General features: G+C 70.3%; 10 protein-coding genes. 5 read left to right on the top strand and 5 right to left on the bottom strand.

The window, feature by feature from the left end; genetic code table 11:
- Positions 1-139 precede the first annotated feature (139 nt).
- The 3 genes from rpe to fmt form a co-directional block, all read right to left on the bottom strand.
- Positions 140-835 (bottom strand): ribulose-phosphate 3-epimerase, encoded by a 696-nt coding sequence (gene rpe / locus ACFYYH_RS28615; RefSeq protein ID WP_388556815.1) that lies wholly within the window; start codon positions 833-835, stop codon positions 140-142.
- 247 nt (positions 836-1,082) lie between these two features.
- Positions 1,083-2,516, bottom strand: coding sequence for an RsmB/NOP family class I SAM-dependent RNA methyltransferase (locus ACFYYH_RS28610; RefSeq protein WP_388556813.1), 1,434 nt, complete (start codon positions 2,514-2,516; stop codon positions 1,083-1,085).
- A 281-nt stretch (positions 2,517-2,797) separates the two neighbouring features.
- On the bottom strand, positions 2,798-3,736 hold the full coding sequence (gene fmt, locus ACFYYH_RS28605; protein ID WP_388556810.1) for a methionyl-tRNA formyltransferase: 939 nt from the start codon (positions 3,734-3,736) through the stop codon (positions 2,798-2,800).
- 297 nt (positions 3,737-4,033) lie between these two features.
- Here fmt and ACFYYH_RS28600 point away from each other — a divergent pair, with 297 nt between their 5' ends.
- Positions 4,034-4,618, top strand: a complete 585-nt coding sequence (locus tag ACFYYH_RS28600; protein ID WP_388556807.1) for a hypothetical protein — start codon at positions 4,034-4,036, stop codon at positions 4,616-4,618.
- Between the two features lie 294 nt (positions 4,619-4,912).
- Here ACFYYH_RS28600 and ACFYYH_RS28595 read toward each other — a convergent pair whose 3' ends face one another.
- Positions 4,913-7,057 (bottom strand): primosomal protein N', encoded by a 2,145-nt coding sequence (locus tag ACFYYH_RS28595; RefSeq protein ID WP_388556804.1) that lies wholly within the window; start codon positions 7,055-7,057, stop codon positions 4,913-4,915.
- Between the two features lie 217 nt (positions 7,058-7,274).
- Between ACFYYH_RS28595 and ACFYYH_RS28590 the strand changes: the two genes are divergently transcribed.
- The 4 genes from ACFYYH_RS28590 to ACFYYH_RS28575 are packed head-to-tail and all read left to right on the top strand — an operon-like array spanning position 7,275 to position 12,400.
- The gene (locus tag ACFYYH_RS28590) at positions 7,275-8,570 is read left to right on the top strand and encodes a helix-turn-helix domain-containing protein (protein WP_388556801.1); all 1,296 of its coding nucleotides are present in this window, start codon (positions 7,275-7,277) and stop codon (positions 8,568-8,570) included.
- Between the two features lie 13 nt (positions 8,571-8,583).
- Entirely contained in the window at positions 8,584-9,336 is a 753-nt protein-coding gene (locus ACFYYH_RS28585; RefSeq protein ID WP_388556798.1) for a toll/interleukin-1 receptor domain-containing protein, read from the top strand.
- Positions 9,333-11,309, top strand: coding sequence for an ABC transporter substrate-binding protein (locus tag ACFYYH_RS28580; protein ID WP_388556795.1), 1,977 nt, complete (start codon positions 9,333-9,335; stop codon positions 11,307-11,309). Before ACFYYH_RS28585 ends, ACFYYH_RS28580 begins: the two co-directional genes overlap by 4 nt.
- A 17-nt stretch (positions 11,310-11,326) precedes the next feature.
- Entirely contained in the window at positions 11,327-12,400 is a 1,074-nt protein-coding gene (locus tag ACFYYH_RS28575; RefSeq protein WP_388556792.1) for a hypothetical protein, read from the top strand.
- 72 nt (positions 12,401-12,472) lie between these two features.
- Here the strand turns inward: ACFYYH_RS28575 and metK are convergent, their stop codons facing one another.
- Positions 12,473-13,681: a methionine adenosyltransferase gene (gene metK / locus ACFYYH_RS28570; protein ID WP_384777104.1), complete on the bottom strand. Its 1,209-nt coding sequence runs from the start codon at positions 13,679-13,681 to the stop codon at positions 12,473-12,475.
- Between the last annotated feature and the right edge of the window lie 208 nt (positions 13,682-13,889).

Raw genomic sequence — 13,889 nt, 5'->3', positions numbered from 1 at the left:
CCGCGATCTCCTCACTGCTGTGCGCACTCTGGACTCGCTGTTCATCCTGTCAGATCCAGCGGTCCTTGATCGGCCCGAATGGGCCCCGTTCATATTCCCGTGGCTCGGTGGACGGCCGGGGGGCCGGCCGTGGTCCTGCTCAGTGGCCGGCTCCGTGTCCGCACGCCCAGGACGCCGAGGCGGTGGCCTTGGCGGCCTGGTCGCGCAGGGCACGTACCGCCGCGGCCGGGTCGTCGGCCCCGTACACGGCGGAGCCCGCGACGAAGACGTCGGCGCCGGCCTCGGCGCATCGCTCGATGGTGCTCGCCGAGACCCCGCCGTCGACCTGGAGCCACAGTTCGAGACCGTGCTTGGAGATCAGCTCCCGGGTACGGCGGATCTTGGGCAGCATGATGTCCAGGAAGGCCTGACCGCCGAAGCCCGGCTCCACAGTCATGATCAGCAGCATGTCCAGCTCGGGGAGGAGGTCCTCGTACGGCTCGACGGGCGTCGCGGGCTTCAGCGCCATGGACGCCCGCGCCCCCTTGGCCCGGATCTCGCGGGCCAGCCGTACGGGGGCGGCGGCGGCCTCCACATGGAAGGTCACCGAGCCCGCGCCCGCCTCGACGTAGCGGGGGGCCCAGCGGTCGGGGTCCTCGATCATGAGATGGCAGTCCAGCGGGATGTCCGTCGCCCGTCCCAGCGCCTCGACCACCGGCACGCCCAGGGTCAGATTGGGCACGAAGTGGTTGTCCATGACATCGACATGGAGCCAGTCGGCACCCTCGACCGCCGTCGCCTCCTCGGCGAGACGGGCGAAGTCGGCGGACAGGATGCTGGGGTTGATCTGGGCCATGTGCCAAGCCTGCCATGCTCCGGAGCACTTCCCGACCGCCCGGCGTACCTCTGTGCGAACCAATACCGAAGGGGAGCGGCACAGTCCGCCCAAACGCCCTGATTCATTCCCACGCCCCGCCTCCGTACCCGCCCTCCGGGACGGCCGGGGACGGCCGGGCCACAGGCGGGGACGGAGGTTGTACGGGCGGGTACGGAGGCGGGGCGCGCGGGTACGGAGGCGGGGCGGGTACGGAGGCGGGGCGGGCTCAGGCCGTGCGGCGGAGCAGGGCCAGATACATCGCGTCCGTGCCGTGCAGATGCGGCCAGAGCTGCACGTCGGGGCCGTCGCCGAGCGCCGGTACGCCCGGCATCAGCGCTCTCGCGTCGATCCACTCGGCCTGGACCGCGGGACCGCCGCGCCCCTTGAGGACGTCCTCGACGACGGCCCTGGTCTCCGCGAGGTGCGGGGAGCACGTCGCGTACCCGACGATCCCGCCGACCCGTACGGCCTCGAACGCGCCGCGCAGCAGTCCGCGCTGGAGCGGCGCGAAGCCCTCCAGGTCCTCCGGACGGCGGCGCCAGCGCGCCTCCGGCCTGCGGCGCAGCGCGCCCAGGCCCGTGCAGGGGACATCGACCAGGACCCGGTCGAAGGCGCCGGGGACCCAGGGCGGCCGGGTGCCGTCGGCGGCGACGACCTGGTACGGACCGGGGTTCCCGGCGAGCGCGCGCTCCACGAGCCTGGCCCGGTGCGGCTGCTTCTCGGCGGCGAGCAGTGAGGCGCCGCGCTCGGCGGCCAGCGCGGCCATCAGCGCCGCCTTGCCTCCGGGGCCCGCGCACCCGTCGAGCCAGCGCCTGTCGGAACCCTCCAGGGGCGCGTTGGCGACGGCGGCCGCGACGAGCTGGCTGCCCTCGTCCTGGACGCCGGCCCGGCCCTCGCGCACGGCGTCGAGCGCGCCCGGTTCACCGCCCTCGCTGAGCCGTACGGCATACGGGGACCAGCGGCCCGGCAGCGCGCCGTCCTCGCCCAGCGCGGCCATCAGCTCCTCGGTGGAGGCACGGCCGGGACGGGCGACGAGGGTGACCTCGGGCCGTTCGTTGTCGGCTTCGAGCAGGTCCTCGATCCCGGCTCGACCGCCGCCGAGCGCGTCCCAGAGCGCCGAGACCACCCAGCGCGGATGCGAGTGGACGACCGCGAGATGGTCCTCCGCGTCCTCGTCGTACGGCGGGGCGACCCGCTCCAGCCAGGTGTCCAGATCGTCCCGCGCGATCTTCCGCAGCACGGCGTTGACGAACCGGGCGCGGCCGTCACCGAGCACCACCCGGGCCAGTTCCACGCTCGCGGAGACCGCGGCGTGGGTGGGGATCCGCGTGCCGAGAAGCTGGTGCGCGCCGAGCGCGAGCACATCGAGGACCGGCGGGTCGACCTCGCGAAGCGGCCGGTCGACGCAGGCGGAGATGATCGCGTCGTACGTGCCCTGGCGGCGCAGTGTCCCGTACACCAGCTCGGTGGCGAGTGCCGCGTCCCGTGCCTCGAAGGCGCTGTTCTCGCGGGCCTTCTTCAGCAGCGGCGGCAGGACGAGGTTGGCGTACGCGTCCCGCTCGTCGACGGCCCTGAGCGCCTCGAACGCGAGGATCCGCACGGGATCCTTCTTGGGGCGGCGGTAGGGCTTGGCGGGACGGTGAGGGGCCTGCGCGTTCAAAGGTGCTCCGCGGTGATGAGGTGGTGATCCCTCCCAGCGTAGGGCCTCCCCGCCGGCCGGAAGGAACCGTGTACGGGGCGGGCGCACCGGGTCGGGTGCGGTGCGGTGGGCGGGTGCGGTGCGACGGGGCGGTGCGGTCGGGCCGGGTACACCGGGTCGGTGCGGCGGGGCGGGCCGGTCCAGCGAGGCCGGTGCGGACCGGTGCCACCGGCGGTGGGCCGGTGCGGTCCGGCGGTCGGGTGCGGTCCGGCCTGGCCGGCCGCCGTCGGGTGCGCCGGGGATCAGTGCGCCGCGCCCAGCAGTTCGCCCGGGGCGATCCGTACCCCGCGCGCCCAGTCCGCCGCGCGCATCGGCTTCTTGCCCTGCGGCTGCACCCAGAGCAGTTCGACATCGTGCGAGCCGGTGCCCGCGTACACGTTGTTCTTGCCGACGGCCAGCGCCCCGGGTGCCAGTTCCGTACGGTCCGGCAGCAGCGCGAGCTGGATCAGCTTGAGGCGCTCCCCGCGGAAGACGGTCCAGGCACCGGGCGCGGGGGTGCAGGCGCGGACGACACGGTCGACCCGGAGAGCGGGCGCCGCCCACTCCACCCGCGCGTCCTCGACAGTGATCTTGGGCGCGAGCGAGATGCCCTCGGCGGGCTGCGGTACGGGCTTGAGCGTGCCGTCCTCGATCCCGTCCATGGTCGCGACGAGGAGTCCCGCGCCCGCGAAGGCCAGCCTGGTCAGCAGGTCGCCGCTGGTGTCGGTGGGCCGTACGCGCTCGGTGAGCACCCCGTACACCGGTCCGGAGTCCAGCCCCTCCTCGATCTGGAAGGTGGCCGCGCCGGTCATCTCGTCGCCCGCCATGACCGCGTGCTGCACCGGCGCCGCGCCGCGCCAGGCGGGCAGCAGCGAGAAGTGCAGATTCACCCAGCCGTGGGCGGGCACGTCGAGGGCGACCCTGGGCAGCAGGGCCCCGTACGCGACGACGGGGCAGCAGTCGGGGCCGATCTCGCGCAGCCGCGCCAGGAAGTCCTCGTCCCGTGGCTTGGCGGGCCTGAGCACCTCGATGCCCGCCTCTTCCGCGCGCTGCGCGACGGGGCTGGCGACCAGCCTGCGACCGCGGCCCGAGGGCGCGTCGGGACGGGTCACGACGGCGGCGACCTCATGCCGGTCGGAGGCGATGAGTGCGTCCAGGGCGGGTACGGCGACCTCGGGGGTGCCGGCGAAGACGAGCTTCATCGGTGGCTGACTGCCTCTCGGGCTTCGGGCTGATCGGGGCTTCGGGCTGATCGGGGCTTCGGGCTGACGCTGGCTTCGGGTCGATCTCGGCTGATACGTACGGTGACGGGCGACGCACCAGTCTATGGGCCACGGTGACAGGGGGCGTACGTCGGTGTGCGCGCCCCGCGCATATGCGCATACGCCCCCGCAGCGTGACCACATCGCCCGGTGGCGCGTTGTCAAGAGAGATTGACCAACGCGGGCCGCACCGGTGCGGCCCGGATCCTTTTCCACGCCGGTTCGAGAGGCTTGTTCATGGCCGACCACGCAACCCACGACGCACAAGCCCGTGCAAGTCTCCACCTGTTGGTGCGGGACATCGAGCGGGTCCGGCGGCAGGTGGACGCGCTGCGCACCCTCACTGCCCAGTTGGGCAATGTCTACCGCCCCCGCCGCTCCGGCCCGTCCACGGGCTTCGTCGTCTACGGCAGGGCCCCCGCTCCGACCGTCCGCCTCGCACAGGAGTTGAGGGACAGTGTCGAGACCCTGGTGACCGCGGCCGTGGACTTCGACCGCTCGCTGGGTTTCTCGTGGGACGCGGTGGGTTCCGCGCTGGGGGTCACCAAGCAGGCGGTGCACCGCCGTTACGGCACGCGCAGGGCCGCGCAGCAGCCGGGCGCGGCCGAGGCGGACCGCGCGCAGGAGACCGCCACGGTGCCGAGCGCGGTCCCGGCGGTCCCGGCGGTCCCCGCGGCCCGCTCGATGCCGCCGCAGCCGCAGCCGACGGCGGCGACAACAACGACAGCGACCACGACGGCAACGGCGACGGCGACCACGACGGCCCCGTCACTCCGCGAGGATCCCCGGGCGTCCGCCTTCCCGGGCCCGCGCGGGGGCTGACCCTCCCCCGGGGGACGAACGGAGGCCCGCGCCTCCCCCGCGAGGGCGACCGGCAGGCGTGCCGCACGGAGGCGTGTCCACCTGGGCGGACTGTCCCGGCCCAGGGCCGGGAACGGAGACAGGGCCGGGGACGGAGACGGGGGCCGGGGGGACCAGGCACGGGAAGCCGCCCTCCACCGGCCCGCACCGTCCGTGCGGCACAGCAGGCCCGCGCATTCCGCGCGGCACACCGGGCCCGCACCGTCCGCGCGGCCCACCGCCCGTAGGCGACAGGGCCCGTGCGGCAGTCCGGGGTCAGCCGATGTCCGGGGGGTCGATCCTGACCCTCACGGGCTCACCGCCGCCCCGCGCCAGCCGGGCCGCCTGCGCCGACTTGAGGGCGCCCGCCAGGGCCGCGCCGCTGCCCGGTGGCACCCGTAGCAGTGCTCGCTCCCAGCGCTCCCCCGGCGGCGGATCGCCCTGCCGGCGCGGTCTGCCCGGATCCGTGGGCGGCAGCGGCACAGGGCCGAGCACCTCGGCGTCGGGTGGCAGTCCGGCCGAGGCCAGGAACGTGCTCACCGCCTCCGCGCGGCCCGTCACCGCCGCCATCCGCGACACCGGCGGGAACCCCAGCTCGGCCCGTTCCGCCAGTTCGCGCTGGGCGTGCCCCACCGGGTCCCAGCGCACCAGCGCCTGCACCGGCCGCAGGGTGGGCTCGGCGACCACGACGACCGTGCCGCCCTCGCTCTGTCCGCGCACCAGGGAGCCGGCCTGTATCCAGCGGCGCAGGGCCTCCTCGCCCGCCCGCAGGTCCGGCCGCCCGAGCATCGCCCAGCCGTCGAGCAGCAGCGCCGCCGCGTAACCGCCCTCCGCCACCGGCTCGGCCCCGGGCGTGCTGACCACGAGCGCGGGGCGGCCCGGTACGGAGTCGAGTACATGGTCCCGTCCCGAGGTGCGGACCGGGACGGCCGGGAACGCCCGGCCCAGTTCCTCCGCCGTCCGCCGGGCCCCGACGACCTGCGCGCGCAGCCGGGTGGCTCCGCACTCCACGCAGTGCCAGCCCGGTTCGTCGCGGCCGCACCAGCCACATCGCAGTTCCCGCTCGCGGGGCGCCTCCAGCGGTCCGGCGCAGTGCCGGCACCGGGCCGGTGTACGGCAGCGGTCGCAGGCCAGCCGCGGTACATAGCCGCGCCGGGGTACCTGGACCAGCACCGGGCCGCTCTTCAGCCCCTCCCTGACGGCCTGCCAGGCGAGGCTGGGCAGCCGGGCCGCGCGCGCCGCCTCGTCCCGGGCCAGTTCGCCGTCGCCGACGGTACGGACGAGGGGCGCGGCGATCCGTACCTGCTCCCGGGGCGCGGCCAGCGGCAGGGCCCAGCCCGTCCCCACGAGCTGCGCCGCCTCGACCGTGCATCCCGTGCCGCCCAGCAGGAAACCGCACTTGTCGTGCGCGGCGCGCAGCAGCAGCACCTCCCGGGCGTGCGGCTGGGGCGCGTGCTGCTCGCTGTGGCTGCCGTCGCCGTCGTCCCAGATGGCCACCAGCCCGAGATCCCGGACCGGCGCGAACATGGCCGCACGGGTCCCGACGACCGCCCGCACCGCTCCGCGCCGTATCGCCAGCCACTCCCGGTAGCGTTTCTCCGGCCCCGCCTCCGCCGTGAGCAGCGCGTGCCGGCCGGTGCCCAGCAGTACCGTGAGCGCGGCGTCGACGCGCGCGGCGACCCGTCCGTCCGGTACGACGACGAGCGCGCCCCGCCCCGAGGTGAGCGTCGCCGCCACGGCGCGGGCCAGTTCGTCCGCCCAGTGCGGTCCCGGCAGCGCGGTCCAGACGGCGCGCGGGGCACCGCCCTCGGCGAGCGCGCGCAGGAACGCGGGACCGTTGCCGTACCGCTCCCAGGTCCCGGGCTCGGGCGCGGGTGGCGGCGGCAGCGGCTCGGGCGACGGCTTCGACTCGGCCCGCGCGTTCCTGGGCGGAACGGCGAGCTGGAGGACATCGGCGAGGCTTCCCGCATACCGGTCGGCGACCGCACGGGCGAGCCCGAGCAGTTCGGCGCTGAGCACGGGCTCGGGCGAGACCACCCCGGCCAGCGCGGCCAGCGGGCCCGTGTAGTCGGTCTCGGCGCGCCGCTCCACGACGAACCCGTCGATCAGCCGCCCGCCCTCGCGCCGCCCTCCCCGCACCTGATGCGCCCCGGCCCCGAACCGCACCCGCACCCGCACCCCGGGCCGCGCCACCTCGTCCAGCTCCTCGGGCACGGCGTAGTCGAAGAACTGGTCGAGGTGCAGCACGCCCTTGTTGACCACCACCCGCGCCACCGGGAACTCCGCGGCCAGCGCGGCCCCCCGCCACGTCCGCGGCTTCGCCCGCGGCACCTTCGCCTTCCGCACACTCTCCCGAATGAGCGCAAGCTGCTCAGGCCCCCCACCGCCGGGATCCCCGGGCTGCCTGTCGTCGCTGCTCACAGCTCCATACCTACCAGACAGCGCTGACAAGGGCAGACACGGTGTGCAGTCGAGCGTCGCTTCGCGTGGCCGTCTCGACACAGAGGGGAAGCCCCTGTTCCCTCCTTACAGAGGAAACGGGAAACGTCCCTATTCGCCTTGTTCCGCTCCACGGGCTGCCGCACGCTGATGCACGTCGCTCACCGGCAGCCCGGCCGCGGAGTGACGGAGGTTTGAAGTGCTTGATCAGACAAACGACTTCGGGCGAGAACTTCGACGGCGACGCTCCGCTGCGGCGCTGTCGCTCGAGCAACTGGGAAAGCTCGTGCACTACAGCAAGGGCCAGCTCAGTAAAGTGGAGAGAGGTCTCAAACGCCCCACTCCTGAGCTGGCCCGGCTCTGTGACGCCCAATTGGCGGCCGGAGGAGCGCTCTCCGACCTGTTACCACAGCAGGCGGGGGGCACTCCTCTGCCCGAATCCGGTCACGAAGGGGAGGTGTGGTTCATGCACCTGGACGAGAACGGGTCGAGTTCGTTCCAAGCAGTAAGACGCCGGAGCGTGATGGCCGCCGGAGCGGCTTCGGTGCTGGCAACGCGTGCGGAGGGCTTCGGAGGGCATGACCAGGCAGGCAACAGTACGGAGACCGTGCTGGACGCGTCTCGCATGTTGTTCGACCAGTTCCGGCGTATCGGCCAGGCATCCGGTCCTGCCAGTGTTCTCCCGCCTCTGATCGCGCAGACTCACACCTTGGAACAACTCGCGAAACGCACTGTCCCCCGGGCTCGAAAGGCCCTTCTGATACTCGCGTCCCGCTATGCCGAATACACGGGATGGATGGCCCAGGAGTCGGGGGACGACGGGGCGGCTCTGTGGTGGACAGACCGCGCCGTAGTTCTCGCCCGAGCGGGTGACGACACCGAGCTCGCCACGTACGCTCTCGTCCGCCGAGCCCTCGTCTGCCTGTATCGCGGCGATGTACTCCAAGCGGTCGAACTGTCCGGGCAAGCCATGAACAGTGACGCATCGCCTCGCGTCCGCGGGCTCGCGGCGCAGCATCTCGCACAGAGCGCGGCGGCCGCCGGACAATACGACGTCTGCATGCGCAGTCTCGACCGGGCACGGGAATTGCTCGCCAAGGACACACGGGACCCCGGGTCACCCGTCCTCGGCGCGTCACACATACCCGATGTGGTGTCCATGTTCACCGGCTGGTGCCTTCACGATCTGGGCCGACCACGCAGGGCTGCGGAGGTGCTCGATCGGGAGCACGCACGCATCCCGGAACATGCGATGCGGACACGGGCCAGGTACGGGGTCAGGCGCGCCCTCGCCCATGCCGCTGCCGGAGAAATCGACCACGCCTGCCACCTCACCCGGGATGTTCTCGTCCCGGCACGGCTCACCCACTCCGCGACCATCTTCGCGGATCTGCGCCGACTGGCGCATGTACTGCGACGACACCCACGCAACGCCTCGGTGAAACAGCTGAGCCCCGACCTCTCGTCCGTCCTGACAGTCATCACGAATTCCTAGAAAGGACACGCTCATGCACGAAGTCTTCATCAACTACCGGACCCGAGGCGGCAAGGAGGCGGCCTACATCTGCTATGAGCGGCTGTCCGCCAGATTCGGTGAGGACAGCGTCTTCCTCGCCGCGAAATCAATCGAACCGGGCAACAATTACATCGGCGCTCTCATCAATGGCGTACGCCGCAGCCGCGTCCTCCTGGCACTGATCGACGAACACTGGCTTGAGGCCCCCGACCCGAAGCGTTCTGGTCAAAGAGCACTGACGAATCGGCAGGACTGGGTCCGCCGCGAGATCGAGGAGGCTCTCATCTCCGGCACCTTAGTGGTACCACTTTTGATCGGACGCGGCACCGAGCAGTTGGACGCACGGCGGCTTCCCAAATCACTTGCCGAACTGGCGGAGTGCCAGTACGAACGCTTCTCCTTGCGTGCGAGCGATACCGACATGGACCGGCTGGGCGACCGACTCGTCCGCCAAGTCCCCGAACTGGCTGTCCTGGACCGCCGCCCCGCTCCACGATCCGCTCCATCGGCCGCAGACGAACGAGGCATCCGCAACAACGGTCAGACCGGGGGCATCGGTCAGGTCGGCGGCTCCGTAGGCACCTTTGTGAACGAGGCGCACGGACCGCTGCACACCGGGAACGGTAACCAGATCCACAAGCCGAGGATCACCGGGGACGGCACCAACTACATCGCAGAAAGTAGTCACGTTGGTATCCGGCAAGAGTTCGGACGACGCACGTCCCGGAAGGACGGCGAACGGTGAGCTGGGGCCACGGTGCATACATCAACGAGGCCCGGAGTGCGGTCCACAGCGGCGACGGGCCGCAGGTGAACGTCTACCTGGAAGCCGCCTCCTCACGATTGCGCGAACAGGCCCGACGGCGGCCACGCACCATCGCGAAGGACGAACGAGCACGGCTCTACCAGCGCTTCGTGCCACCGACCCATTTCCAACAAGCCCGCAAAGTGCTGAACGCACACCACGCAGTCCTGCTCTCCGGCCGTCCGGGCAGCGGTCTGCGCGCGGCCGCTCTCATGCTGCTTCATGAGCTTCCCGAGGCGGAGGACAGCCTCCACGAACTGCCCGACACACGGGACGACGAATCTTCCTCCTCCCCGTTCGACACTGCCGATATCCGTGATGGAGACCGGCTACTCCTCGATCTCTCGCAGGCGGACGAGACACGCTATATCGAGGTTCAGAATCAACTCTCGGACTTCAGGGAGCAGCTCATCAGGCGGGGAGCCCATCTGACCGTAATCCTGCCGCATCACCTCACCTATCTATTACGCAGCGATCTTCGCTCTCTCACTGCGGACATCGAGCGTCCGTCCGCACACAGAGTCCTCGCAGTCCATCTGCGCCGCGACGGCATCAGCCCTTCGGCCTCCGAGTTGGACACTCCGGAGCTGGTGGCCTACTTGGCAAAGGCCCCTTTGCGCGATGTCGCCGATCTGGCCGACCGGATCCGGCGCCTCCGTGACACAGCGGGGGACGAAGCAGGATTCCCGAACTGGTTACGCCACGCTCTCGCGCTACTGACGGATCAAACCGCCAGAGTTGCGGGAGACCTGGTCACACGACACACGGGACGGCGCCGGGCTTTGCTGCTCGCATTGGCCATGTTTCACGACACCACGCCCGCCACGGTTTTCACCGCCAGCACAGCCCTGCTCAAAATCCTGGATCATCCGCCTGACGAACGTCCACGGTTGGAGCACAGCGATCTCAACGCGGAATTCAAAGCGATCGGCGCGGAAACCCAACCTTCCGGCCATGTCCGATTCAACAAGATCGGCTACGACCGTGCCGTACGGAGTCACTTCTGGACGTACCTCCCGGACGTACGCCTCCAGCTCCGTGACTGGATCGGGGAGCGTCTGGAGCAGCCGTGGCTCAGCCAGAAGGAACGGGAACACGTGATCGCCCGTTTCTCCGAACAAGGGCTGCGTACCGGACGGCCGGAGGATCTGTTCGCGCTGGCCTGCAGGTGGACGGCATACAACACTTCACCAAAGGGGATGCCCGACGCGGCACAGGTCCTGGCGTACGGTCTCTCGGACGAGCAGTACGGCAGGTACTTCCGCCAGCAGATCTACGACTTGTCGATCAGCACCGAGCTGAGTCCGAGACTCCAACAGGTACTGGTCCTCGTATGTTCCGAAGTAATGGCCCAAACCCACCCCGATCAGGCATTGGTCCGCCTCCATCACCTGGCGCGGCGGGCAAGTGGCCCGGCAGGAACGGACGCGGAGCGGTCATTGCTCCATATGACGCGCTCCGACAACCGGCTGTACCGGCTACTGCTGAGCCGGATCAATACCGAGGCGGCCACCGGACAGGGCGATGTCGATGCGGCTCTGTTCCTCGTATTGGCTGACGCGGCTCGGTTGATCCGATCCGCGACCGTGCGGGCCGCACTTATCGCCGGCTGGGCCGGGATCCTGCGTCGTTGGTCGTGGGAACGCTGGCAGCCCGGCATCGAGCGTTGGCTGACCGTGTGCGAAGGCGGTCGTTACCGAGGCCCCGCACTCGATGTGCTGGTCATCGCGTGCAGGGACGACAGCTCCAGGTTGGGAAGCCTGTACCGGGTGGCTCGTGACTGGGCGCGTGCACCAACCGATCGCGCCTCCCTTCGGGGCGAGATCACCGCTGCCCTTCTCCAGAAGATCGACCGATCGCAGGGCCTTGAACCCTCAGCGTCGTCGCCTGACCGAAATCGGGGGTACACATGAGTTCAGGCCGGAAGACCGTGACGGTCTTCATCACCATCATCCTGGGGTTGATGCTCGTGATCTTCGGCCTCTGGGCAGCCTGGCCTGTATGGGTCTGGCCGACGAGCGTCGCCCTGCTTGGGATCGTCTCCGTGGTGATCAACAGAATGCTCACCGACGAGTCCGAAGCGTTTCCCCGTGAGCTCACGTTGGATCCGGACCTTCCCGCACCATTGGTCCAACGCCAGGAGCAACGTGTCACTCGTGTCGCCTTGCCGAGTGCGGTGGCGGACTACGACTTCTCGTTCTCCGCGACAGTGCGCTGGATTCTGGTGCAGACCGATCACGACGCCCCTCTCATCAATCCCGGCGGGCTGGCGGTGAACGCTGTGCTGGAGAGGGCCCGTGTCGTAACGGCGGATCAGCCGCCCACCCACAGCGCCTTTGTGCAGCATCAGCTCGACGCGGCTCTCGGCATCATGCGCCGTGATCCGACGGAGCGGGTACTCGCGATGGCTCAAGATGTCTCGCTCGTCCTGCCGGAATCCGACCGTGAACGTCTCACCAGGCTCTCCGACGTCCGCAAGGACGAAGACCTCTGGGAGCATGAAAGGAACTACGAGCGCAGCAAGCGCACGTATCTTGCTGACGACGTGCTCAAGGACACCGGAAGCGCAGTTGTGTGGTGGCTGTCCAAGAATGACGACCAGGTCGAAGGGGCGGTGGACCGTATCGGTCTCCTGGCCAGTCTCTCCGCCGCAGCCAACAACGACACCGTGGCGCCGACGTTCCAGCACCTTGTGACCACCCCGCCGTTCGCCTCCATGGATCCGCAGGAGGCCAGGGAGGCAAACGACCCGCGAGACGCAGAGGGCGCCGACCAGTCCGAACCGTCCTGGGCCTGCGGTCCTGATCCTTCCCTGGACGCGTTGCTGGCCTGGTTCGAGTTCGGTGCCGATGACGTGGACCTGGCTCTCTTCGCGGAACGGCTCGCACAGCTCGCTCAGATCCATGGAAAGACCACAGCGGCAGACAAGATCAGATCTCGGTTCGACCCACTGGGCTCGGATAACGCCCCGGAGGAGCCGGAGCAGGAACACGCAGGGCCTTAGAACGAAAAAGTGTGGGGCCCCGGACACCTTTCAGGTGGCCGGGGCCCCACACTTCGTACGGGGCCGGGCGGGTCAGAGGCCCGCGGCCTCGCGGAGGGCGTCGACGCGGTCCGTGGTCTCCCAGGTGAACTCGGGGAGCTCGCGGCCGAAGTGGCCGTACGCGGCGGTCTGCGCGTAGATCGGGCGGAGCAGGTCGAGGTCGCGGATGATCGCGGCCGGGCGGAGGTCGAAGACCTGGCCGATGGCCTGCTCGATCTTCTCGGTGTCGACCGTGGCGGTGCCGAAGGTCTCGACGAAGAGACCGACCGGCTCGGCCTTGCCGATCGCGTACGCGACCTGGACCTCGCAGCGCGAGGCCAGGCCCGCCGCCACGACGTTCTTCGCGACCCAGCGCATCGCGTACGCGGCGGAGCGGTCGACCTTCGACGGGTCCTTGCCGGAGAACGCGCCACCGCCGTGACGGGCCATGCCGCCGTAGGTGTCGATGATGATCTTGCGGCCGGTCAGACCGGCGTCGCCCATCGGGCCGCCGATCTCGAAGCGTCCGGTCGGGTTGACCAGCAGGCGGTAGCCCTCGGTCTCCAGCTTGATGCCGTCGTCCACCAGCTCCTGGAGGACATGCTCGACGACGAACTCGCGTACGTCGGGAGCGAGCAGCGAGTCCAGGTCGATGTCGGACGCGTGCTGCGAGGAGACGACGACGGTGTCGAGGCGGACGGCCTTGTCGCCGTCGTACTCGATGGTGACCTGGGTCTTGCCGTCGGGGCGCAGATACGGGATGGTCCCGTTCTTGCGGACCTCGGAGAGGCGGCGCGAGAGCCGGTGCGCGAGGTGGATCGGGAGCGGCATCAGCTCCGGCGTCTCGTCGCAGGCGTAGCCGAACATCAGGCCCTGGTCGCCGGCGCCCTGCTTGTCCAGCTCGTCCTCGTCACCTTCGACACGCTTCTCGTAGGCCGTGTCCACGCCCTGGGCGATGTCGGGCGACTGCGCGCCGATGGACACCGAGACGCCGCAGGAGGCGCCGTCGAAGCCCTTCTTCGACGAGTCGTAGCCGATCTCCAGGATCTTGTCCCGCACGAGCTGGGCGATCGGCGCGTAGGCCTTGGTCGTGACCTCGCCGGCCACATGGACCTGGCCGGTGGTGATCAAGGTCTCCACGGCGACACGGGAGGAGGGGTCCTCCCGCAGGAGCGCGTCAAGAATGGTGTCGCTGATCTGGTCAGCGATCTTGTCGGGGTGACCTTCGGTCACGGACTCCGAGGTGAACAGACGGCGGGACACATCGCTCCCTGAGGTTGCAGCGGCTGCTGGCTGATCATGGGCGGACCGGCGGGGGGCTGCGCCTCGCGACGGTCCACGACCACTTTATCGGTCGTATGACGCCACGGGGCGAAGTGTCTCGTTCTGTGGGAGTACCCGACGCCCGCGGCACTGCATTATGCGATACCGCGAGAGAGCCTGGCCAGAGCCCGCCGAGCCGGACTGGAGC

Source organism: Streptomyces sp. NPDC002018, from assembly GCF_042890865.1.
Lineage (GTDB): Bacteria > Actinomycetota > Actinomycetes > Streptomycetales > Streptomycetaceae > Streptomyces.
The sequence above is the reverse complement of the archived record's forward strand: the minus strand, read 5'-3'. Positions and strand labels throughout refer to the sequence as shown.

Bases quoted from the DNA above. Each gene is read 5' to 3' on its own strand.
- rpe (WP_388556815.1), bottom strand. From the start codon at position 835: ATGGCCCAGATCAACCCCAGCATCCTGTCCGCCGACTTCGCCCGTCTC.
- fmt (WP_388556810.1), bottom strand. From the start codon at position 3,736: ATGAAGCTCGTCTTCGCCGGCACCCCCGAGGTCGCCGTACCCGCCCTG.
- ACFYYH_RS28600 (WP_388556807.1), top strand. From the start codon at position 4,034: ATGGCCGACCACGCAACCCACGACGCACAAGCCCGTGCAAGTCTCCAC.
- ACFYYH_RS28585 (WP_388556798.1), top strand. From the start codon at position 8,584: ATGCACGAAGTCTTCATCAACTACCGGACCCGAGGCGGCAAGGAGGCG.